General features: G+C 71.7%; 19 protein-coding genes and 3 pseudogenes. 9 read left to right on the top strand and 13 right to left on the bottom strand.

The features are described 5' to 3' along the window. Positions 1 to 125: 125 nt before the first annotated feature. Positions 126 to 2,669, bottom strand: coding sequence for an alpha-amylase family glycosyl hydrolase (locus IF30_RS0109985; RefSeq protein ID WP_234322653.1), 2,544 nt, complete (start codon positions 2,667 to 2,669; stop codon positions 126 to 128). Positions 2,670 to 2,993: 324 nt separating this feature from the next. On the opposite strand from IF30_RS0109985, the pseudogene IF30_RS49180 reads away from it, so the two are divergent. Continuing rightward, positions 2,994 to 3,156, top strand: a pseudogene (locus IF30_RS49180) (HxlR family transcriptional regulator); the annotation flags it as partial. 293 nt (positions 3,157 to 3,449) lie between these two features. On the opposite strand, the gene IF30_RS46490 reads toward IF30_RS49180, so the two are convergent. From IF30_RS46490 to IF30_RS46485, 3 genes are read right to left on the bottom strand one after another with little or no spacing between them, the layout of a single operon-like run. Continuing rightward, the gene (locus IF30_RS46490; protein ID WP_158834897.1) at positions 3,450 to 4,490 is read right to left on the bottom strand and encodes a DUF3800 domain-containing protein; all 1,041 of its coding nucleotides are present in this window, start codon (positions 4,488 to 4,490) and stop codon (positions 3,450 to 3,452) included. 43 nt (positions 4,491 to 4,533) lie between these two features. After that, a complete protein-coding gene (locus tag IF30_RS0109975; protein ID WP_030235004.1) occupies positions 4,534 to 5,688 on the bottom strand; it encodes a HigA family addiction module antitoxin in 1,155 nt (384 codons plus the stop codon). Between the two features lie 34 nt (positions 5,689 to 5,722). Beyond that, the gene (locus IF30_RS46485) at positions 5,723 to 6,052 is read right to left on the bottom strand and encodes a hypothetical protein (RefSeq protein ID WP_030235001.1); all 330 of its coding nucleotides are present in this window, start codon (positions 6,050 to 6,052) and stop codon (positions 5,723 to 5,725) included. 184 nt (positions 6,053 to 6,236) lie between these two features. On the opposite strand from IF30_RS46485, the gene IF30_RS0109965 reads away from it, so the two are divergent. The 4 genes and pseudogenes from IF30_RS0109965 to IF30_RS46480 all read left to right on the top strand — a co-directional run. Next, complete coding sequence (locus tag IF30_RS0109965) at positions 6,237 to 6,485, top strand: hypothetical protein (RefSeq protein WP_030234998.1); 249 nt, start codon at positions 6,237 to 6,239, stop codon at positions 6,483 to 6,485. Further along, the gene (locus IF30_RS0109960) at positions 6,482 to 6,868 is read left to right on the top strand and encodes a hypothetical protein (RefSeq protein ID WP_030234994.1); all 387 of its coding nucleotides are present in this window, start codon (positions 6,482 to 6,484) and stop codon (positions 6,866 to 6,868) included. Before IF30_RS0109965 ends, IF30_RS0109960 begins: the two co-directional genes overlap by 4 nt. After that, a complete protein-coding gene (locus IF30_RS0109955; RefSeq protein WP_030234991.1) occupies positions 6,865 to 8,328 on the top strand; it encodes a HesA/MoeB/ThiF family protein in 1,464 nt (487 codons plus the stop codon). Before IF30_RS0109960 ends, IF30_RS0109955 begins: the two co-directional genes overlap by 4 nt. Before the next feature lie 36 nt (positions 8,329 to 8,364). Beyond that, a pseudogene (locus tag IF30_RS46480) lies at positions 8,365 to 8,541 on the top strand (IS5/IS1182 family transposase); the annotation flags it as partial. Between the two features lie 77 nt (positions 8,542 to 8,618). On the opposite strand, the pseudogene IF30_RS0109950 reads toward IF30_RS46480, so the two are convergent. The 4 genes and pseudogenes from IF30_RS0109950 to IF30_RS0109935 all read right to left on the bottom strand — a co-directional run. Continuing rightward, positions 8,619 to 9,911: pseudogene (locus IF30_RS0109950) on the bottom strand (NAD(P)/FAD-dependent oxidoreductase); the annotation flags it as partial. Positions 9,912 to 10,046: 135 nt separating this feature from the next. After that, positions 10,047 to 10,478, bottom strand: a complete 432-nt coding sequence (locus IF30_RS0109945; RefSeq protein ID WP_420791132.1) for a nuclear transport factor 2 family protein — start codon at positions 10,476 to 10,478, stop codon at positions 10,047 to 10,049. A gap of 7 nt (positions 10,479 to 10,485) precedes the next feature. After that, positions 10,486 to 11,289 (bottom strand): MBL fold metallo-hydrolase, encoded by an 804-nt coding sequence (locus IF30_RS0109940; protein ID WP_030234983.1) that lies wholly within the window; start codon positions 11,287 to 11,289, stop codon positions 10,486 to 10,488. 133 nt (positions 11,290 to 11,422) lie between these two features. Further along, positions 11,423 to 11,989, bottom strand: coding sequence for a hypothetical protein (locus IF30_RS0109935; protein WP_030234980.1), 567 nt, complete (start codon positions 11,987 to 11,989; stop codon positions 11,423 to 11,425). A 242-nt stretch (positions 11,990 to 12,231) separates the two neighbouring features. Between IF30_RS0109935 and IF30_RS0109930 the strand changes: the two genes are divergently transcribed. Continuing rightward, positions 12,232 to 13,113: a PhzF family phenazine biosynthesis protein gene (locus tag IF30_RS0109930; RefSeq protein WP_030234977.1), complete on the top strand. Its 882-nt coding sequence runs from the start codon at positions 12,232 to 12,234 to the stop codon at positions 13,111 to 13,113. A gap of 61 nt (positions 13,114 to 13,174) precedes the next feature. Here IF30_RS0109930 and IF30_RS46475 read toward each other — a convergent pair whose 3' ends face one another. From IF30_RS46475 to IF30_RS0109915, 3 genes are read right to left on the bottom strand one after another with little or no spacing between them, the layout of a single operon-like run. Further along, on the bottom strand, positions 13,175 to 13,354 hold the full coding sequence (locus tag IF30_RS46475; RefSeq protein ID WP_199807844.1) for a hypothetical protein: 180 nt from the start codon (positions 13,352 to 13,354) through the stop codon (positions 13,175 to 13,177). Next, positions 13,351 to 13,608, bottom strand: coding sequence for a ferredoxin (locus tag IF30_RS0109920; protein ID WP_234322652.1), 258 nt, complete (start codon positions 13,606 to 13,608; stop codon positions 13,351 to 13,353). Before IF30_RS0109920 ends, IF30_RS46475 begins: the two co-directional genes overlap by 4 nt. Next, complete coding sequence (locus IF30_RS0109915) at positions 13,605 to 14,813, bottom strand: cytochrome P450 (protein ID WP_030234971.1); 1,209 nt, start codon at positions 14,811 to 14,813, stop codon at positions 13,605 to 13,607. Before IF30_RS0109915 ends, IF30_RS0109920 begins: the two co-directional genes overlap by 4 nt. A 614-nt stretch (positions 14,814 to 15,427) precedes the next feature. Between IF30_RS0109915 and IF30_RS0109910 the strand changes: the two genes are divergently transcribed. The 3 genes from IF30_RS0109910 to IF30_RS0109900 all read left to right on the top strand — a co-directional run bounded on the left by IF30_RS0109910 (position 15,428) and on the right by IF30_RS0109900 (position 17,747). Next, the gene (locus IF30_RS0109910; protein ID WP_030234968.1) at positions 15,428 to 16,513 is read left to right on the top strand and encodes an S-(hydroxymethyl)mycothiol dehydrogenase; all 1,086 of its coding nucleotides are present in this window, start codon (positions 15,428 to 15,430) and stop codon (positions 16,511 to 16,513) included. 73 nt (positions 16,514 to 16,586) lie between these two features. Continuing rightward, entirely contained in the window at positions 16,587 to 17,222 is a 636-nt protein-coding gene (locus tag IF30_RS0109905) for an MBL fold metallo-hydrolase (protein ID WP_030234966.1), read from the top strand. Between the two features lie 123 nt (positions 17,223 to 17,345). Continuing rightward, positions 17,346 to 17,747: a TIGR03618 family F420-dependent PPOX class oxidoreductase gene (locus IF30_RS0109900; protein WP_030234963.1), complete on the top strand. Its 402-nt coding sequence runs from the start codon at positions 17,346 to 17,348 to the stop codon at positions 17,745 to 17,747. A gap of 152 nt (positions 17,748 to 17,899) precedes the next feature. Here IF30_RS0109900 and IF30_RS0109895 read toward each other — a convergent pair whose 3' ends face one another. Continuing rightward, the gene (locus IF30_RS0109895; protein ID WP_030234960.1) at positions 17,900 to 18,652 is read right to left on the bottom strand and encodes a maleylpyruvate isomerase family mycothiol-dependent enzyme; all 753 of its coding nucleotides are present in this window, start codon (positions 18,650 to 18,652) and stop codon (positions 17,900 to 17,902) included. A gap of 55 nt (positions 18,653 to 18,707) precedes the next feature. Then, complete coding sequence (locus IF30_RS0109890) at positions 18,708 to 20,015, bottom strand: aldehyde dehydrogenase family protein (RefSeq protein ID WP_030234957.1); 1,308 nt, start codon at positions 20,013 to 20,015, stop codon at positions 18,708 to 18,710. Positions 20,016 to 20,072 lie beyond the last annotated feature (57 nt).

Genomic DNA, 20,072 nt, shown 5'->3' with positions numbered 1-20,072 from the left:
AGCCGGTGTGTCCACGATCATCACGCCGCCGGATCCACCAGGTGCTCAGCGACGTATTTCCCGAAGGGTTGTTGGAGGTGAGGATTAGGCTGCTCTCCGCATCAGAGTCTTCTCCTGTGTGCCCTTCACGCGTCCTGGGACAGAATGATCGCGCTGTATCTTCCCAGGCCGACCGTGCCCGTACACGGTTGCCCGTCCCGTTTCCCGGGGCGGGCGTGGGCGTCGGGGCTGGGCGCGTTATCGAACTCCGGGTCGTAGTCTGTCAAGTCACTGTTGAACCGCACGCGCCAGATCCCCTCGCGGGGGAACCCGATGTCGTACCCGTCGTAGGCGCGGTTGCCGAAGTTGAGGACGACGACGGTGCTGTCCTCGGGGTCGCCCGTCGTGTAGCGGCGGAAGGCGAGCACCTTGTCGGTGTCGTTGCAGTGGTAAACCTCCACCCGGTCGCCCCGCAGGCCGGGAGTGGTATGTGTCCGGTTTCGCCGCAGGGCGATGAGATCCCGGTAGAGGTGCACGATTCCCGAGTGGCGCTCCCGCTTGGCCCAGTCGAGAGGCGTGCGGTCGTCGAACGCCATCTCCTCCAGGTACTCCTGCCCCTGGAAGATCATCGGTATGCCTGGTGCGGTCATCACCGCCGCAGCGCCGAGCGTCGAGCGCTTCTTGGCATACCAACTCACGGCATTGCCGGGCCAGATCGCCTCCGGCAGGCGGCGGTGCTGCTTGTCGACATCGTCGTGTGACTCGGTGTAGACGACCCGAGCGAGCGCGCGGTGGCCGATCTGGTGCTCGATCGCCTTGCAGACCCGCTCCATGTCACGGTCCTCGTCCTGGGCGGCGGTAAGCGCCTCCCGCAGGACGTGGACGAACTGGCCGTCCCACTGGGAATCGAATCCGGCCCCTTCGGGGGTGTCAGCGGTGAGGACGGCGTCGTCCTTCAGGTCCTCCGCGATGCTGATCTTCTGCGGCTGGGCGGCTTTGATCGCCTCGTTGACCTCGCGCATGAGGCGCCAGCCGTCGGGGATCTCGTCGGCGCCGGCTCTGGCGCCGCCCCCGACGCTGCGGATGAAGGCGGTGCCGTCCCACCGCAGGCCGTCCATGCGGTACTCCTCCAGCCAGTGCAGTGCGCTGTCCTTCAGGTACTGCCGGACCTCGGGCCTGCCATAGTCCGGGCGCGGACCCCACCAGGTGGCGCGGCGTTCGTCGTTGTAGAAGTAGATCCCGTCGCCGTTGTTCTCGTACCAGCCATCGAAGCGGCGAAGCCCGGCGTCGAGGTCGTTCGGGCCGAAGTGGTTGTACACGACGTCGCATAGCACTGCCAGGCCGCGCGCGTGGGCCTCCCGGACCAGGGTCTTCAGGTCGTCCGGGGAACCGTAGTCGTTTGCCACCGCGAAGGCTGTGACGGGGTTATAGCCCCAAGATGCCTCCCCGGCGTACTCGGTGACCGGCATCAACTCGATGGCAGTCACCCCGAGCTCGGATAGTACGTCGAGCCGTTCGGTTACCCCGGATAGCCGACCGGGCATGCCGTCAGGGGCGCGGCTGAAGGTGCCGACGTGAAGTTCGTAGATAACGAGTTCGTTTTGGCCCGGGGAGCGCCACTCCTGCTCGCCCCAGTCGAAGGTGTCGGCCTCGATCACTGCGTTTCCGATCGAGCTGGTCAGCCTGCGTGCGTAAGGGTCGATCTTCCACAGCTTGCCGTCGTGGGTGGTGACCAGGTACTTGTACTCATCCCCGGGGCCGGCCTTGGCCAGCAGGACCGCCCAGCAGCCGTCACCCTCGGTGGCCATCGGGTACGACGTGGCCCAACCGTCGAACGACCCGAGGACGCTCACCGCGCCGGCATTCGGGGCCCACACCCGGAAACCTGTGCCATCCGGCCCGGGGAGTGCCCCCGTACCCGGCGGGACTGCGGTACTTATCAGGACGGGCGGACCGGCTGGCTTGCGCAGGCTCGTCGGCGTATTCCGAGCCCAGTCCACCTCCTCGCGGTCCGGTTCGCCGATCCAGCCCGACTTCATGGCGAACTCGACGATCTCCTCCCAGCTCTCCGCCGGGCCGTAGTCCTTTCCACCGATCTTCACGTCCCCTCTCCGGCTAACCTCGATCGGCGGAGTCCACTTCCGGTACAGCTCCAGGTACTTAGTTCCCACGGCTGTAATAACCACGTACTCCGACAGCGTGAACAATGCGTCCGGGTCTGCCTCGAACTTCGCCTTCATCCCCACCAGGCCTGGCGATTCGGGCCGCGGCTCCACATAGCCCAAATAATGCAGCCGCTCCAACTCCTGGTACATTGACGGACGGTACTGCACCTGTCCGTCCTCATTCCCGGGCACCAACTTCCGCAAGTGGCTACGCTCGTGCCGGGTGAGCAGGCTGAGCAGCGCCAACTGGAGTGTCTGGACCTGGTCTTCGAGCTTCTTGACCCGCCGCCACTTCGCCCTGAAAGGTCCGAATGAGAGCTCCTCCAACGCCCCCGGGCTCGACAGCGCCAGCAGGGCCAGGACCAGCGCTCCGAATACCCCGATGATCGCGGCTGCCAGGTTTTGCGTGTGCCGTAACGCACTGTCGACGAAGACATCGACGAGCATCGCGAAGATCGCCACCGCAAAGAGAACCGTCAACGTACGAAGCCAGAAAGCGGGCGACTTCGACCGGTCGGACGACATTGCTGGCACCACCTCTCGCGGTCGTTCCCGACAGTGAAGAGCCGAGCTCATCCGAAAGGGCCTTTAATATCCAGTATCCCCTCGTGTCAAGGGACGGATGGAGTTGGCTCTGAGCGAGTTCCGTAAATGCCGCCCGTGGATCTGCGCCGTCATCGAGGCGGCCGGCCTTCCCCGCGTTCCCGGCAGCAGGAGGAGGACCCGGTGGGGGCGAAGGAAGCCGGGTAGCAGGCCTGAAGGCCTTGCTCGGCGGCCCCTAACCCGACCCGTCCCTGGAGCTGCTGCGCCTGGGCGCCGCGAGTAGCTCGCGGCGACAAAGACCCGAAGTCGTTCGACGAGCACGCGAGGATCCCGTTCCCGCTGCTGTCCGACGCCGCGCTGGAACTGGCCGCGGCCCTCCGGCTGCCCACCTTCCGCGCTGCGGGCGCCGATCCTCAAGCAGCTGACCCGGGTCGTCGACGTCGACCGCACCGTCCGGGGCGTCCTCTAACCGGCCGCCGACCCGGCCGGCTCGGCAAGGACACCCGGGCGATCCTCGCCAGCCTCGCGGCCCGCTGAGGCGAAGGCGCCGCAGGAGTGGAGGGCGGGTCGGACGTTGGCCGCACGCCGACACCGCGACCAGGACATGGACCTGCCGGTGCCGACAGCCCTGCTGGCGCTGCCTAAGCCGATCGTGTACGCGAACTGGCGGGGAGAAGGAAAGAACATATCGGAGTTTCCGCGCAAGGATCGGCTCTGCGTGCTGAGCGCGTAGCAACTGGAGGCCCTGGCCACGTGCCAGAGTCAGGGGAGCAGGGCATACGGGTCGACGAGGGGGCTGATCGAGGGCCATAGATAGTCGCCGGCGTCGCTGTGTTGGTGGCCCAAGCCGTTGCCGACAGCCGCCACGGCGGCGCCGGCGAGGAGGTCGGCCAGCTGGATTGAGGGATGGGCGGTGGAGACGCCCCGGACGATGGAGCGGACCGGGCGGCCGGGGACGATGGAGGACGGGGTCGCGCCCCAGGTGCGGCGCAGCTGTGGACCCAGGTACTCCAAGACCTGGTCGGTGAAAGAGCGCTGTTCGTCGGCGAGGACGTGGATCGGTCCCAGCAGGCTCGCCCAGTGGCGGGCGACCTGGCCGAGAGCAGGGACCAGCATCTCCAGCATGCCGAACGGCACGTGGTCCTCGTGGAACTTGGCGGCGTGGAGCCGGGTGCTGCGCAGTTGGAAGAGGATGTCGGTGACGTTGCGGCGCGTGGAGGCGGCCCAGGCGGTCTCCAGTTCCTGGTACAAGAGCTCCACTGCGGCTTCGGGGTCCTTCCGCCCCCGTGCGGAGGCCAGGGCTACAAAGGCCTTCAACAGCCGGGCGAAGCCCGCCTCACGAAGCGCGCGGCGTCCCTGCGTCGCCAGGGTGCGGGCCATGTGCTGCGCCTGTCCGTTGGCGTACAGGTCGGTGCCGGCGGAGTTGGCCTCCTCTTCGAGGAGCAGGTCGATGACCTTCGCTACGACGCAGTACTCCTTGTCGACGACGTAGACCGAGCATCGGCCGTCGAGAGCGCCTCCGGGTCCCCAGAGGTCGCGGAGTGCCTTGAGGCGGTGGGGCCGATTCTTGAAGGAGCCGAACTTCAGCTCGGGGGCTTGGGTGGCGCCCACGGATCTGCGCAGGTCCTCCACGATCGGGCTGGCGTTGGCGTCATCTATGGCTACCGAGGCGTAGACCATATGGCGCTTGCCGTTGAGGAGTTGCTCTCCGTCCCATCCGGACTCGTCGCATGCGACCCACCGTGCCGCGTTGGTGTCTGCGGTGAGGGAGGGATGGTCGAACGTGTTCTGGGGGAGCGGCATGCTCGGACTACGCCTTCCAGAGGCTGGTGGGGACGTGCGGGGATCAGTCGGTGGCGGGTTGCCAGGCCAGTGCCACGGGGCGTTTGAGGTCGTTGCCGTGGCTCCAGGCGAGCGCGCCGTCGTGCTGCAGTCGTCCGACGACGATGCCGGGGGAGACCCCGGCATCTCGGGCGAAGGCCTTGATCCGGTCGAACGGCATCGGCCTACCTCGTAGTTGCTGGTAGCCAGCGGCGTGGCTGTGGGGGATGAGAGTGGTGGCAGCGAACTCGTTGGCTTCGTCCTCGGCCGGATCCGTCTGGGTACCGGAGCGAAGGTTGTCGCTGTCGTCCATGAAGGTCAGCCGTTTGCCGTGCAGGAGGACATGGCCGAGCTCGTGGAAGAAGCTGAACCAGAACTGGTCGTCCCGCTTGAACCGGTCGCTGAGCGCCACCATGACCTTGTCCGGGGTGAGCCAACGGGTCGCGCCGGAGACCTTGGTCTTCGGCAGTGCCGGGACGAAGACCACCGCCACGCCGACCCCGGCGCACAGCCGGGGGAGTTCTTCGGCCCAGGTGTCCTGGTCGGTCAGAGTCAGGGCACGCAGTTTCGGCAGCAGCGCGGTGAGTCCGTGCTTGCTGTACGGCAGCGGGGCCAAATCCTTGATCAGGTCCCGTGCGCGGAGTTCGGCCAGGCGTAGCCAGACGGCGGTCGCGTACTCGGCGGCGGTGCGTTCGGCGGGCTCCTGGACGGTGGAGCGGCGGAACGCGGTGCGGTAGTTGCGCCAGACGTCCTCGGCGGTGTCGGGGTCGGCGACGGCGAACCAGTCCAGGAGCGTGAGGAGGTTGGCGATGGTCTTCTCGCGGTTGGGAAGGATCTTGAGCTTCACGAGCTCGGCGAGGGGGAAGTGGCTGAGCCAGTCCACTCGTGAGGCGAGCGATTTGCTCTCCTCCTCGCGGGCCTGCTGGGTTCGGTAGGCGGCTTCCAGCGCGTTCCACATGGAGGCGGGCACGCCGGTGGTGCGCTCCAGCAGGAGTGCGGTGTCGGGGCTGAGCGGTGCGGTGCCCTTGATGACCTGGTTGATGTGCTTGGTGGACAGGCCGGTGCGGCGGGCGAGGTCGGCCTGCGGGATGCCGAGTGCGTCCAGGGTGTCCTGGAGGGTCTCCCCAGGGTGGGGGACGGAGTCGGGCGCGTACGCGAGCGGGTCGGCGCCGGGGGTCATCGAGGTGCCTCTCTGCTGTTGACGGATGGGTGGCTCAGGCGGCGGGGGAGAGCTGGACGGCGGTGACGAGCAGCGAGCGGACGGCCCACTCGACGAGGCGGCCGTCGGTCATGGGCGGTGGGTCGTCGTGAGGGCGCATGTGCAGGTCGGCGGTCGGGCCCAGGGCGACCAGCAGCCGGCCGTCGGCGTGCCCGCGCAGCCGCACCTGCGGCAGACATCGCAGCTCCGCGAGGTGGGCGGCCGAGGCGATCTCCGCCAGGCGCCGCCGCAGTACCGGTGCGACGACCGTGCCGAAGCAGCGCTCGCGTATTGCGTCGTCGTTGCAGGACCGGGCCAGCTCGCCGTCGACGAAGAAGATCTCCACCTACCGCCCCAGGAATCACTTGCGTTTACCCAACAGGTGCATGCTAGCATCTGGCCAAGATCAAGGAATTGTATGGACCGATCTGGTGCATGCAATTTGTTCCGCGCTGGTGGCGGGCTCGTACCGCACAGGGCCAGCACGAGACCGAGTCCGGCCGAAGCGCCGGGAGAACGGAGAGAACGCCATGACGGCGACCGCCCACCCCCACACCGTCACCATCGAGCTCGACAACGAGCCGCTCGCTGGTGTCCCGCAGCACACGACCCCGAACGAGATCATGAGCTTGGGCGGCATCGATCCGGCCCAGCACTACCTCGAACGCGTTACCGGTCATCATCACGAGTCCTTCAAGGACCGGGGCGACGAGAAGATCACCGTCCACAACGGCGAGAAGTTCGTGTCCCTCTACACCGGCCCGACCACCACCTCGTGACCGGCGACCAGCCGCTCTGGGGGACCGCCGCGCTGCACGCGGGCCTCCTCGCCGCCGGCTACACACCGCAGCTCACCACCACCTCCGACGGCGCGGAGTACGTCGTCTTCGACTACACCGTCGAGATCGGTCCCAGGGCTGGCACCGCGCTGCGGATCGGCCTGCAGGCCACGGCGGACTTCCCCGTCACCCCGCCGGGCGGCCCCCAGGTCAGCCCCCAGATCGGCCACCCCCAGGGCGCCGTCCACCCCTCGCCTCTCGGTAGCGAGTGGGAGTACTGGAGCCGTCCGGCTGCCAACTGGCCCGCCGACCGAAGCGTCCGCGGATACCTGCGCCACCTGCGGACTCTGTTCGCCCAGCTCGACTCCGGAGGAACCACGTGATCAGCCGATTCGGCGCGGCGATGCCCACCGGCATCGCCCGCCGCCTCGCCGACCACCTGACCCGCGCCGACGGACAGGAGGACTGCTGCTTCGTGCTGTGGCGGCCCTCCACCGGAGCGCACCGCACCAGCGCGCTCCTCGTAGAGGTCGTCCTGCCTGTCGACGGCGAGCGCATCGTCCGCGGCACCGCCTCCTTCACCAGCGACTATTTCAGCCGAGCCGCTCAGCTCGCCGCCGCCCGGGGATGCGGCGTCGGACTGATCCACTCCCATCCCCACCGCCGCGGCTGGCAGGGCCTCAACCCGACCGACCACACGGCCGAGGAACGTTTCGCCGCCCAAGCCCTGGCCATCACCGGCCTGCCGCTGCTCGGCATGACCTTCAGCGGGGCCGACCAGGGCCACAGTGCCCGGATCTGGCAGCGCCACGGCCGGCGCCACTATGAGCCGCTGCACGCGGAGAGCGTCCGCGTGGCCGGCGAGCAGTTCACCGCAACCTTCCACCCGCAGCTCATGCCGGCCCCGCCCGCGCAGGCCACGCAGCTGCGGACGGTCTCCGCCTGGGGGACTGCTGTTCAGGACACCCTGGCCCGCCTCAACGTCGGGGTCGTCGGTACGGGCTCCGTCGGCATGCAGATCGTCGAGGCGCTCGCCCGCACCGGGATCGGCCAGCTCACCCTGCTCGACTTCGACTCCGTCGAGCACGTCAACCTCGACCGCCTACTTCACGCCACCCACCGCGACGCCGACCTCCACCGGCCCAAGGTGGACCTGGCGGCCGAGACCGCCCGGCGCGCTGCCACCAACCCGGACTTCCGCGTCGTCCCCCTCGAGGCCAGCCTGGTCGAGCCCGAAGGCTTCGCCGCCGCGGCCGACTGCGACGTGCTCTTCTCCTGCGTCGATCGGCCCTGGCCGCGCCAGGTCCTCAACCTGCTCGCCTACGCCCACCTCATCCCCGTCGTCGACGGCGGCGTCCGCGTCGCCACCCGCAACGGACGCATGCGCGGCGCCGAGTGGCGCGCCCTGACCGCCGCGCCCGGGCGCGCCTGCCTCGAATGCCACGGCCAGTACGACCCGGCGCACGTCGCCCTCGAGCGAAGCGGACTCCTCGACGACCCCGCCTACATCGTCGGCCTCGCCACCGACCACGAACTGCGCCGCAAGGAGAACGTCTACGTGTTTTCCCACGCCGCCGCAGCAGCACAGCTGATCCAGTTCATCACCATGGTCAGCGCGCCCGCCGGCATTGCGAACACCGGCGCCCATCTTCACCACCTGGCCACCGGTACCATCGACCGCGACGTCAAGCACTGTAGTGCGAAGTGCCCCTACGGCGGCGAACTCCACCTTCTCGGCGACGCCGCGCCACGTGTCACCGGATCCCACCCGGCGGCCGAGAAAGCCTGTACGGCCCGACACTCTGCGCCAGTGCCAGTGGACTCTCCACCGCCAGAACGCTGAGCCCGGCAGCCTTCGCTGCCACACACCGACATCCCCTGGCGATACCTCCCGCACGACTACCCGCAGACCGTCTACGCCTACTTCGCGCGCTGGCGACGCGACGGCGTGTTCGAGCATCTCAACGGCCTCCTACGGCGCCTCGTCCGCACAGCTGAGGGTCGCGATCCGGCTCCGAGCGCCTGCATCCTCGACTCCCAGAGCGTCAAGACCTCCATCAACGTGCCCGCCGCGACCCGGCGATCGACGGGTCCGTCGCGAGACCCATCCGGCCACTTAACTTCCGGCCCGGCCATAGCGCGGATCGGGTCGGTGACGTCCCAGATGTTCATGTTCATGCCGGCGAGGACCCGGCCGTCCTTGAGCCAGAACGCGATGAACTCGTTGGCCTTCACGTCCCCTCGGAACACGACCCGGTCGTAGCCCTCGGGCTCGACGTAGCCGAGATATTCCATGCTCAGCTTGTCCCGTGAGGCCACCGGCTCGTTAGGATGCCGGGGTGTCCACTCGGCATCGGTGAAGAAGTACGGGATCCGGTCGTACACCGCGTCCGGCTGACCGAGCATCGCGCGGGCCGCGGTCTGCGGCTGGTTGAGGGCGTTGGCCCAGTGCTCGACCCGGATGTGCTTGCCGAACAGCGGGTGGTAGGCGTTGGCGACGTCGCCGGCCGCGTAGACGTCCGGGTCGGAGGTGCGCAGGTGGCGGTCGGTCTTGATGCCGTTGTCGACCTCCAGCCCGGCCGCCTCGGCGAGTCCGACGGCGGGGGAGATGCCGATGCCGACCACGACCGCGTCGGCGGCCACCGTCGTGCCGTCGCCGAGCTTCACGCCGGTCACCGTGCCGCCGTCGCCGACCAGTTCGGTCACCTGGACGCCGAAGCGCAGGTCCACGCCGTGGTCCCGGTGCAGGTCGGCGAAGACCTGGGCGACTTCCCGGCCGAGCACCCGCAGCAGCGGCAGTTCAAGGGCCTCCAGCACCGTCACCTCGGCTCCCGCCTCCCGGGCCGCGGCCGCCACCTCCAGGCCGATCCAGCCCGCGCCGATCACCGCGATCCGGGCGCCCGGTCGCAGTGCCGCCTTGATCCGGTCGCTGTCCTCGACCCGGCGCAGGGAGAGCACGCCCTCCTGGTCGGCGCCGGGCACCGGCAGTCGGCGCGGCACCGAGCCGGTGGTCAGCAGCAGCTTGTCGTACGCCACCCGGCCGTCGTCGGCGAGCGTCACGGTGTGCCCGGCAGGGTCGATCGAGACCACCGCCGTGCCCAGGCGCAGCGTGACGTCGTTCTGGCCGTACCACTGCGGCGGGTGGACGTGGATCTTCTCCCGGGGCGTCTTGTCCTGGAGGTAGCCCTTGGACAGCGGCGGCCGCTCGTACGGGCGCTCGTGCTCCTCGCCGATCAGGACGATGCCGCCCCGGTACCCGGCCTCCCGCAGGGCCTCGGCCGCCTTCGCGCCGCCCAGGGACGCGCCGACGATGACGATCGGGCGGTCCTGGCCGTTGCCCGTCGCGCCCGTCGCGCCCGTCGCGCCCTGGCCACCCGCTCCCGTCGTGCCGTCCGCCCCGGTCGTGCCGTTGTCCGTGCCCGCCATGCTCGACTCCTCGTTCTCCGGCCGTGGATCGGGGCCAGCCTGCCGCCGTCCGGGTGGCGTGTCGAGACCTGGGCGGGCGCGCCGCGCCACGCTCGCCCGTACGGGTGAACGGGAGGTGCGGCGGGGCTGGCCGTCCTACGCCGTCATGGCCTCCCTGACCAGCGCGGTGTCGGTGAACTGCTCGAAGCGGACGATCCGGCCGCCGCGCACGGTGAAGTGGTGGGCGACCCGGACCGCGAGCGGCTTTCCGGTGGTCTTGTGGACGGCCGTGTAGCGGGCCAGCACCACGACGTCCTCGCCGTCCACCACGTAGGTGTCGTCGTGCGCCGTCCAGTCGTCCCACTCGGCGGCCAGCCGCTCCATCACGTGGGTGGTGACGCCCTTCGGCGTGCGGTAGGTGCCGGCCAGCGGGAAGCCGGCCATCTCGGTCCACTCCACGTCCTCGGCGAGGGTGGCGCGCAGCGCGGCCAGGTCGCCCCGTGCGGAGGCCAGGTACTGGCGGCGCACCACGTCGGCGGGGGCGGTGGACTCGGCGAAGGAGGCGACGTCTCTCGGGATCTCGATCACCGCCCGCTCACCCCCACGCCATCTCGCCCATGACGACCTTGGTGCCGATGTCGACGGCGATCCGCAGCCCCAGGTCGGGGAAGCGCTGCTCCAGGGCCTCCCGGGCGGCGGCGGCGTCCGCCGCCCGGCCGATCTCGGTCTCGAAGGCCCGCAGGTAGGCGCGGGTGTGGTCGACGGCGTTCAGGTCGGTGGGCGCGCCGGCGACCCGGTGGCCGGCCGCGACCCAGGTCGGGTGGAGCGCCTCGATGCCGTCCAACAGGTCGATCCAGGCGGCCCGTTGGGCGGCGTCCGGGGTGTCGGCCGTCCACACGTGCAGGCCCTCGAACAGCAGCACCCCGCCGAGAACGGCGCGGTGGTGGTGCTGCCAGAGGTAGTGCCGGTCGGGCAGGTGGAAGTCGGCGCCGCGCAACTCGAAGCGGTGCCCCTCGAAGACGATCTCGTCGCCGGGCAGCACCTCCGGCCGGACCAGCCGGGTGGGCAGTTCGGGGCCCAGGTGGGCCCAGGCGCGCAACTTGCCCTCGAACGTCTCCTGGATGTGCTCGACGGTCGTCGCGGTGGCCAGGAACCGGGCCTGCGGGAAGGCGTCCTGGACCTCCTGCGCGCCGAAGTAGAAGTCCGGGTCGCCGTGACTGACGAAGACGGTGGTCAAGCGCTTGCCGCTCGCCCGGATCCGCTCGACGAGGCGGCGCCCGTCGGAGCGGGTGAACCCGGCGTCCACCAGCAGGGCGTCCTGCGGGCCGGTGACCAGCACGGACGTCTTGTTGAGCGAGCTGTCCGGGCTGTCGATGATCTCGAAGTCGAGTGCGCTCATGCTGCGGAGTCCTTCCTCGGGCCGGGCACGCCTCGCCGCCAGGATCGGCGCTGGGCGTCCCGTGCGCATCCGGAGGGGGCAGGGCCGCCCCGGGGTGCTGGGGGAGTGCGCCGAGGGTGCTGCGCCCCCGGTGCTACGCGCGGGTCCAGAGCGTGAGGTCGCTGCTGGTGGCCACCGCGAGGGTCCGGCCGGTGGGGGAGAAGCCGGCGGCGCGGAAGGTGGACCAGCAGACGTCGAACACCTGCCACCAGGTCTCCCCGTGCTCGCCCTGCCACGGCCCCCGGCCGGTCGCGAGCAGCACCCGGTGGTGCGGCCACTCCGGGGCGGCGACCTCGACGTGCCAGCCGCCCTCGGCGCCGGTGTGCAGGCCGCCGCCCCACAGGCCGGCCACCGGGATCCGCACGTCCGAGACCTGGCCGAGGCCGGGGCAGCGGAGGTCCGGGCCGTCCGGGTCCTCCGCCGGCTCGTAGTCGCGCGCCACCTTGAGGCCCGTCACGGCGTCGAACAGGCCGTGCCCGCCGGCCGAGACCGTGAGCACCAGGTCGTGGCCGCTCTCCGGGTGGACGGCGAAGCCGATGCCGAGCAGCCCGCCGACCGCGATCGGCCCCCGGCCGACGGGCCGCCAGGGCTCCGGTGGGGCGGTCACCGCGACGGCCAGGATCCGGTCGCGAAGCTGCTGCTGGTACGGGGTCAGGGCCATGACCCGATGATCCCACCGGGTCGACGGGCCTACCGTGCCAGGCCTTGGTCGGCGGCCGAGCACCACGGCGTTGGTCGGCGGCCGAGCACCATGGCGACCGGCGCCTGTCCCCGCACCTCGGTCCCCGCCCGGCCGCTCAGTCCCCGCCCGGCAGCTCGGCGCCTGTCCGGCAGCTCGGCGCCTCGAAGCCTCGCCGTCCGCTCGCCGGGAACAGCAGCCGAGCGGAGCACGTTCCTCCGGGCATGACCGACGACACCTCCGCCGCTGCCGTCACGCCCGGCATCCTCCGTTACACCGCGTTCGCCGACCGCCCCGAGGGCGGCAACCCGGCGGGCGTCGTGCTCGACGCCGGCGGGCTGACCGACCAGCGGATGCTTGCCCTCGCCGCCGAACTGGGCTACTCCGAGACCGCGTTCCTGACCACCGACCGGGTCGGCCGGGCCGAAGGCGCCTACCGGGTCCGGTACTTCAGCCCGCTCGCCGAGGTCCCGTTCTGCGGCCACGCGACGGTCGCCGCCGCCGTCGCCCTCGCCGAGCGCACCGGCCCCGGGCGGTACGTGTTCACGACGGCCGCGGGGGAGGTCCCGGTCGAGGTCGAGCGCGGTGCCGACGGGCTGCTGCGGGCCACCCTCACCAGCGTCGAGCCGAAGGTCGAGGAGGTCCCCGCGGCCGACGTCGAGGAAGCCCTCGCGCTGCTCGGCTGGTCCGCCGCCGACCTCGACCCGGCCCTGCCGCCGCGCGTCGCGTACGCGGGTGCCCGCCACCTCGTCCTCGTTGTCGGTACCCGGGAACGGCTGGCCCGGCTCGACTACGACTTCGACGGCCTGGCCGCCCACATGCGGGCCCGCGACCTCACCACCCTGCAACTCGCCTGGCGCGCGGGCCCCGAGGTCTTCCACGTCCGCGACCCGTTCCCCGTCGGCGGCGTGGTCGAGGACCCGGCCACCGGGGCCGCCGCGGCCGCCTTCGGCGCCTATCTGCGGGAGCTGGGTGCGGTGACGGCCCCGACGGTGCTGACGCTGCACCAGGGCGAGGACCTGGGCCGGCCGGGCGTGCTGCGGGTCGAACTGCGGCCGGAGGACGCCCGGGTGCGTGTCTCGGGCACGGCGGTGGCGATCCACTGAGGCCGGGCGCCGTCAGGGCGTGGGTTGCGGCAGCGCCCGCCCGACCTCGCTGGCGGCGCGCTCAACCGTCGGCAGAGCTGCCCTGCGCGTTGCTGTTCGCGCTGTCCGTCGCAGGGCCCTCCGCACGGCCGTCCGCGTTGCTGTTCGCGCCGCCGTCCGCGCCGCCGTCCGCGCCGCCGTCCGCGCCGCCGTCGGTGTCCGCTGCAGCAGTCGCGGCGGACACCGACGGCGCAGGGGTCACTCCGCCGGGTCGATCCGGTAGCCCCCGCGGGCCGCGTGGAGGGTGAGCGCCTCGACCGGGCAGAAGTCCACCGCCTCGGCCAGCTCCTCCGTCAACTCCGCGCCACGGTCGCCGTATTCGGCCAGCGGAGCGGCGAGGCCGTCGGCGCCGAGGGCCAGCGAGTCGGGGGCGCTGCGGGCGCACATCCCGGAGCCGATGCAGCGGTCGCGGTCGACCCGGACGATCACCGGCCCGGTGCCGGCCCCGCCCGTCACCAGGCCACCTGCAGGGAGTTCGGGCTGCGGGTGAGCAGGCCCAGCCGCCAGTCGATCCGCTCGGCCGCGCCGGCCAGGTGCAGGGCGGGCAGCCGGCGGGCGAGCCGGTGCAGGGCCAGCTCCAGCTCCATCCGGGCCAGCCAGGCACCCAGGCAGTGGTGCGGGCCGGCGCCGAAGGTCAGCATCGGTGCGGCCAGCGGGGCGAACAGTTCGGTGCCCAGGTCCCCGGTGAAGACGTCCGGGTCCTGGTTGGCGGCGGCGGTGTCGGCGGCGACCACGCTGCCGGCCGGGATGGCCACCCCGCCGATCTCGACGTCCTCGACGGTGCGGCGCATCAGCCCGGGCATGTGCTCGTGGGCGTCGCCGAGGGGGACGGCGCGCAGCAGCTGCTCGGTCGCGGCGGCGGCGCTGGTCTCGTCGGAGGCGAGCTGCTGCCAGGCTGCGCGGCCGTCGCCGAGCAGGTAGACGAGGGCGTTGCCGAGGCTGGTCATGGTGGTCTCGTGGCCGGCCACCACCAGGCCGATGACCAGCGAGACCAGCTGCGGCTCGGTGATCGAGCCGTCGTCGTCGGCGGCCGCGAGCAGGCTGCTGACCAGGTCGTCGCCGGGTCGGGCGCGGCGCTGGGCGATCACTTCGGCGCCGAAGGCGGCGAATTCGGACATGGCGGCGCCGATCGCCTCGGCGCTGAAGGCCGTGGTCGAGAGCGCGTGGTCGCTCCAGTGCGCGAGCCGCTTGGTGTCCAGGTTGTCCAGGCCCATCAGCCGGCTGATCACCGCGACCGGCAGCGGCCTGGTGTAGGCGGCGACGATGTCGGCGGGGGAGCCGTGATCCATCAGCTCGTCGATGAGGGATTCGACGACCGAGGCCACCCACGGCTTCCAGCGGGCGATCGCCCGCGGGGTGAAGGCCCGTTGCACGGTGCGGCGCAGTCGCTGGTGCTCGGTGCCGTCGATGTTCAGCATGCTCTGCGGGTCGTCCAGGATGTTGGGCGTGACGGTGACCGGCGGAGCGTCCGGCGCGTAGAGCGGGGCGCGGCCCAGACGCGGGTCCGTCAGCACCTGCCGCACGTCGGCGTGCCGGCTGACCAGCCACACCGGCGTGCCCGTGGGCAGCGCGGCGAGCCGGGGCGGGCCGGGTTCGAGGTGGCGCAGGCAGTGCAGCGGGGGGAGCGGGGCGGTGCCGGTCGCACTGTTCTCGGTGGACATCCGTACTCCAGACTCCAGGGCTGTGGGCCGCGGTGCGGTCCGACGGGGGGTGGATCCGGGATTGGCGCGGGGACGGGTGGCGCGTCCGGCCGGCGGCTCGACCCGGGCCGGGGCGGGGTCGGGTGCGGGCCGGCGGTGGCGTGAAACGTGCGGGGCCGTACGGTCGGTACGGGCCGAGCACGGGCGGTGCGCGGTGGCGCGCCGTCAGGTGGGGCGGGTGTGCTGAGCGTGGTCGCGTGGACCGTCTCTGCTACGACCGTACGTGGGCCGCGGGGCGCCCGTCAGCGGCACTTTGAGCCAACACCGGTGCTTTCCGGGCGGTTCGGGGCGTGCTGACAGGCGCTCAGCGCCGCGCCTGCGCCCCTGCTCCCGGGGCCGCTCGGGGCGTCCGGGCCCGGCCCGCCGTCAACTGCCCTGTGAGGCGCGGTGAGGTGCGGCGGCGGCCGCGGATATGCCTCCGGCACGTGCGGTGAGCCGGATCACGCCGGAAGGTCCGCCCGGTCCGGCGGAGGCCGGGGGAGCGGGCGCTACGCTTCGTGGGCAGTGCTTCTGCAGTCGTTTTGTCGCAGGTCACGCCGGTGCAGAGCCGCACCGGCCGACGGAGGTGGAATCGGATGCCCCAGCAGGTCAAGGCAGTGATCGCGCGCGCCAAGGGCGCGCCCGTGGAGGTGACCACGATCGTGGTGCCGGATCCTGGCCCGGGCGAGGCGGTGGTCCGGATCCAGGCTTGCGGGGTCTGCCACACCGACCTCCACTACCGCGAGGGCGGCATCAACGACGAGTTCCCGTTCCTGCTCGGCCACGAGGCGGCGGGGATCGTGGAGTCGGTCGGCGAGGGCGTCACCGAGGTCGTGCCCGGCGACTTCGTCGTCCTCAACTGGCGTGCGGTGTGCGGCCAGTGCCGTGCCTGTCGGCGCGGACGCCCGCAGTACTGCTTCGACACCCACAACGCCGAGCAGAAGATGACGCTGCTCGACGGCACCGAGCTGTCCCCGGCGCTGGGCATCGGCGCGTTCGCCGAGAAGACCCTCGTCGCGGCCGGCCAGTGCACCAAGGTCGACCCGGCGGCCGATCCGGCCGTCGCCGGACTTCTGGGCTGCGGCGTCATGGCGGGCCTGGGCGCCGCGATCAACACCGGCAACGTCGGCCGCGGCGACTCGGTCGCGGTCATCGGCTGCGGTGGAGTGGGCGGCGCGGCCGTGCTGGGCTCCCGGCTGGCGGGCGCGGCGAAGATCATCGCCGTCGACATCGACGACCGCAAGCTGGAGACCGCCCTTACGCTCGGCGCCACCCACACCGTCAACTCCCGCACCACCGACCCGGTCGAGGCCATCCGTGAGCTGACCGGCGGCAACGGCGCGGACGTGGTGGTGGAGGCGGTCGGCCGGCCCGAGACCTACAAGCAGGCGTTCTACGCCCGCGACCTGGCCGGCACCGTCGTCCTGGTCGGCGTCCCCACCCCCGAGATGACGCTGGAGCTGCCGCTGCTCGACGTCTTCGGCCGCGGCGGCGCGCTCAAGTCCTCCTGGTACGGCGACTGCCTGCCCTCGCGGGACTTCCCGATGCTCATCGACCTCCACCTCCAGGGCCGCCTGGACCTGGGCGCCTTCGTCACCGAGACCATCGGACTCGACGCGGTGGAGCAGGCCTTCGAGCGCATGCACCAGGGTGACGTCCTCCGCTCGGTGGTGGTCCTGTGAGCGGGTGCGGCGAGCGGGCCGTCCAGCGGAGCGGATCGTGCGGAGCGTCCGCCGGGCACAGCGGGGTGGACGCATGAGCGCCGCCGCCCGTGTCGACCGGTTGGTGACCGCCGGGACCTTCGAACTCGACGGCGGCAGCTGGGAGGTGGAGAACAACGTCTGGATCGTCGGTGACGACGAGGAGGCGGTGGTGATCGACGCCGCGCACGACGCGGAGGCCATCGAGGCGGCGCTCGGCGGGCGCCGGCTGCTGGCGATCGTCTCCACCCACGCCCACAACGACCACATCGACGCCGCCCCGGCCCTCGCCGCCCGGACCGGCGCGCCGATCCTGCTGCACCCGGACGACCTCCCGCTGTGGAAGCTCACCCACCCCGACCGCCTGCCGGACGGCGAACTCGCCGAGGGGCAGCGGATCGAGGTGGCCGGCACCGAGCTGACCGTCCTCCACACCCCCGGCCACGCGCCGGGCGCGGTCTGCCTGTACGCGCCCGGCCTGGGCACCGTCTTCACCGGCGACACCCTGTTCCAGGGCGGACCGGGCGCGACGGGCCGGTCGTTCTCGCACTTCCCGACGATCATCGACTCGATCCGCGAGCGGCTGCTGACGCTGCCGGCCGAGACGGTGGTCCGCACCGGCCACGGCGATCCGACGACCATCGGCGCCGAGGCGCCCGCGCTGCCGGAGTGGATCGCCCGCGGCCACTGACGCGACCCCTGCGGCGGCGGACGCCGTTCCCGCGCCCACCGGCGCGGTACCCGCGGCCACTGACGCCGTACCCGTACGGCCCCCGGAGCTCGGCCTTCCCCCGGGGGCCGTACGATCGCGATCATGGCCCATGACCCGCGTGACCTCGACGACGCCATGCTCGCCTTCTGGCGCGAGCGGCACATCTCCACCCTCACCACCCTCCGCCCGGACGGCACGCCGCACGTGGTGCCGGTCGGTGTGACGTTCGAGCCGGAGACCGGCATCGCCCGGGTGATCACCAGCCGCACCAGCCTCAAGGCGCGCAACGTGGCGGCGGCCGGCCCGGAGGGCCTGCGGGTCGCCGTCTGCCAGGTCGACCGGGCGCGCTGGGCGACCCTGGAGGGTGTCGCCGTCCTCCGGGACGAACCCGAACAGGTCGCGGACGCCGAGCGGCGCTATGCCGAGCGCTACCGCCAGCCGCGGGTCAACCCGGACCGGGTGGTCATCGAGATCGCCGTGGACCGCGTCCTCGGCCGCGGCTGAGGGCGGGGGCCGCCGCCTGGTTGCCGGAGCGGGCGTTCTCCTGTCGAGAACGGGTGTTCTCCTGGCAGAAACGGCCGTTCTCGCACCGAGAACGGCCGTTCTATGAGGAGCCCGCACGCGAGCGGCGCCCCTGGGAGACCTTCGAAACCTTCCTAGAAGGCCGAGTTGGCGAACCAGAGCTGCAGCAGGTCCTCGTCGCCGGCCGTGGTGACCTCGGGCGCCGTACGGTCGATGCGGCCGTAGAGGAGCAACAGGAGGTCGGCGGCGGTGGCGGAGACCGTGGCGTCGGCCGTCCCGTCACCGGACTCCAGGCCGAAGCCGTCGGGGCGCAGGCGCACCAGCCAGTCGCCGTCCCCGTCGGTGCGGGCGAAGCGGATGGTGCGGTCCTCGCCCCGCAGTCGGGCCGTCCCCGGGGCGAAGAAGGCCGCGTACGGCAGGTTCGTCAGGAATTCGTCGACGCCGTCCGCCGCGAGCGCCGGGTCGAGTTCGGCCTTGACGCCCAGGGCGAGTTCGGCGTCGACGCGGTGGACGAGGGTCTCGAAGAGCATCCGGCGCACCCAGAAGCGGGCGTGCTGGTCGGCGCCCCACGCCCACATCGGTGCGTCGAGGTCGGTGTCAGCGAACACCTCGGCGGCTTCTTCCGCCGCCTCGGCGAGCCAGGCGGGATAGTCCTCGGCCCGCTCGGGGAGCTTCAGGTCGACGTCCCGGCTGGTGGGCGGCTCCTGGATGCGCCGGCGCAGCAGGGCGGCGAACCAGCGCTGGACGCTGCCCGTGTGGCGGACGAGGTCGGCGAGGGTCCAGTCCGGACAGCCGGGGACGGGGGTGGCCGGGTCGGCGGACCGTACGGCGGCGACGAACCGGGCGGTCTCGGCGGAGACGGCGGCGACGTGCTCGTTCGGGGTCATGGACGGGGCGCTCCAAGGAGGGACGGAAGAGGGGAGGGGGATCAGGCGAGGGGGATCAGGCGAGGGGCTTGTCGACGACGGCCTTGACGTGGCTGAACGTGTCGATCGAGTACTCGCCGTGGTAGCGGCCCATGCCGCTCTCGCCGACGCCACCGAACGGCAGCTCGGGCATCGCCAGGTGGGAGACCGGCAGGCCGAAGCTGAGCGCGCCGGAGGAGGTCTCCTCGGTCAGCCGCCGCTTGGTGTCCGCGGATTCGGTGAAGGCGTACAGCGCGAGCGGCTTGTCCCGCTCGTTGATGAACGCGATCGCCGCGTCGAGGTCGGGGACGGCCAGGACGGGCAGGATCGGGCCGAAGATCTCGGCCAGCATCACCTCGGCGGTCGCGGGGACGTCGGCGAGGACGGTCGGCGCGAGGTACCGGGCGTCGCGGTCGTGCTCGCCGCCGATGACGGTGCGGCCGTCGCCGAGCAGTGCCGTGAGCCGGTCGAAGTGGCGCTCGTTGACGATCCGCCCGTAGTCGGCGCTCCGGGCCGGGTCCGGGCCGAACAGTTCCGTCACGGCGGAGGCCAGTTCCGCCTCCAGGCCGGCTGCGGTGTCGCCGATGGCGAGGACGTAGTCGGGGGCGACGCAGGTCTGGCCGGCGTTGAGGAACTTGCCGCGGGCGATCCGCTGCGCGGTGACGGCGAGGTCGGCGCCGGGCTCGACCACGACCGGGCTCTTGCCGCCGAGTTCCAGGGTGACGGGCGTCAGGTGTTTGGCGGCGGCGGTCATGACGATCCGCCCGACCGCGCCGTTGCCGGTGTAGAAGATGTGGTCGAAGCGCTGCTCCAGCAGGGCGGTGGTCTCGGGGACGGCGCCCTCGACGACCGCGACCGTCTCCTCGCCGAGGTAGCGCGGCAGCAGCTCGGCGATGGCCGCCGAGGTCGCGGGGGCGAGCTCGCTGGGCTTGACGAGCGCGGTGTTGCCGGCGGCCAGGGCGCCGACCAGCGGGGCCAGGGCGAGCTGGAGGGGGTAGTTCCAGGGCGCGATGATCAGCACCACGCCCAGCGGGTCGCGGACGACCCGGGCCTCGGCCGGGCGGAAGACCTCCGGCACCGCGGCGGGCCGCGGACGCAGCCATTCCTCCAGGTGCGCCACGGTGTGGTCGAGTTCGTGGATGGTGAAGCCGATCTCGGTGCGGTACGCCTCGGTGGCGCCCTTGCCGAGGTCGGCGTGCAGGGCCTGCTGGAACACCTCGGCCTGTTCGGCGAGGAGGGCGCGCAGGGCGGCCAGCTTGTCCAGGCGCCAGGCGAGCGGCCTGGTCCGGCCGGTGTCGAACTCCGCCCGCAGTCGGGCGACCACCGAGGGGATGCTGTCAGTCATGAGGGTCTCGCGGTCTTGAGGCGTGGTCTTGAGGCGTGGGGTGCGCGGTTGCGCTTG

Origin of the sequence: Streptomyces sp. NRRL S-350, assembly GCF_000719705.1 — a bacterium.
GTDB lineage: Bacteria > Actinomycetota > Actinomycetes > Streptomycetales > Streptomycetaceae > Kitasatospora.
The sequence above is the reverse complement of the archived record's forward strand: the minus strand, read 5'-3'. Positions and strand labels throughout refer to the sequence as shown.

Excerpts from the sequence above, each read along its gene's own strand:
- IF30_RS0109985 (WP_234322653.1), bottom strand. The coding sequence starts at position 2,669 with ATGTCGTCCGACCGGTCGAAGTCGCCCGCTTTCTGGCTTCGTACGTTG.
- IF30_RS46490 (WP_158834897.1), bottom strand. The coding sequence starts at position 4,490 with ATGCCGCTCCCCCAGAACACGTTCGACCATCCCTCCCTCACCGCAGAC.
- IF30_RS0109975 (WP_030235004.1), bottom strand. The coding sequence starts at position 5,688 with ATGACCCCCGGCGCCGACCCGCTCGCGTACGCGCCCGACTCCGTCCCC.
- IF30_RS0109965 (WP_030234998.1), top strand. The coding sequence starts at position 6,237 with ATGACGGCGACCGCCCACCCCCACACCGTCACCATCGAGCTCGACAAC.
- IF30_RS0109940 (WP_030234983.1), bottom strand. The coding sequence starts at position 11,289 with ATGAGCGCACTCGACTTCGAGATCATCGACAGCCCGGACAGCTCGCTC.
- IF30_RS0109935 (WP_030234980.1), bottom strand. The coding sequence starts at position 11,989 with ATGGCCCTGACCCCGTACCAGCAGCAGCTTCGCGACCGGATCCTGGCC.
- IF30_RS0109930 (WP_030234977.1), top strand. The coding sequence starts at position 12,232 with ATGACCGACGACACCTCCGCCGCTGCCGTCACGCCCGGCATCCTCCGT.
- IF30_RS0109915 (WP_030234971.1), bottom strand. The coding sequence starts at position 14,813 with ATGTCCACCGAGAACAGTGCGACCGGCACCGCCCCGCTCCCCCCGCTG.
- IF30_RS0109910 (WP_030234968.1), top strand. The coding sequence starts at position 15,428 with ATGCCCCAGCAGGTCAAGGCAGTGATCGCGCGCGCCAAGGGCGCGCCC.
- IF30_RS0109905 (WP_030234966.1), top strand. The coding sequence starts at position 16,587 with ATGAGCGCCGCCGCCCGTGTCGACCGGTTGGTGACCGCCGGGACCTTC.
- IF30_RS0109900 (WP_030234963.1), top strand. The coding sequence starts at position 17,346 with ATGGCCCATGACCCGCGTGACCTCGACGACGCCATGCTCGCCTTCTGG.
- IF30_RS0109895 (WP_030234960.1), bottom strand. The coding sequence starts at position 18,652 with ATGACCCCGAACGAGCACGTCGCCGCCGTCTCCGCCGAGACCGCCCGG.
- IF30_RS0109890 (WP_030234957.1), bottom strand. The coding sequence starts at position 20,015 with ATGACTGACAGCATCCCCTCGGTGGTCGCCCGACTGCGGGCGGAGTTC.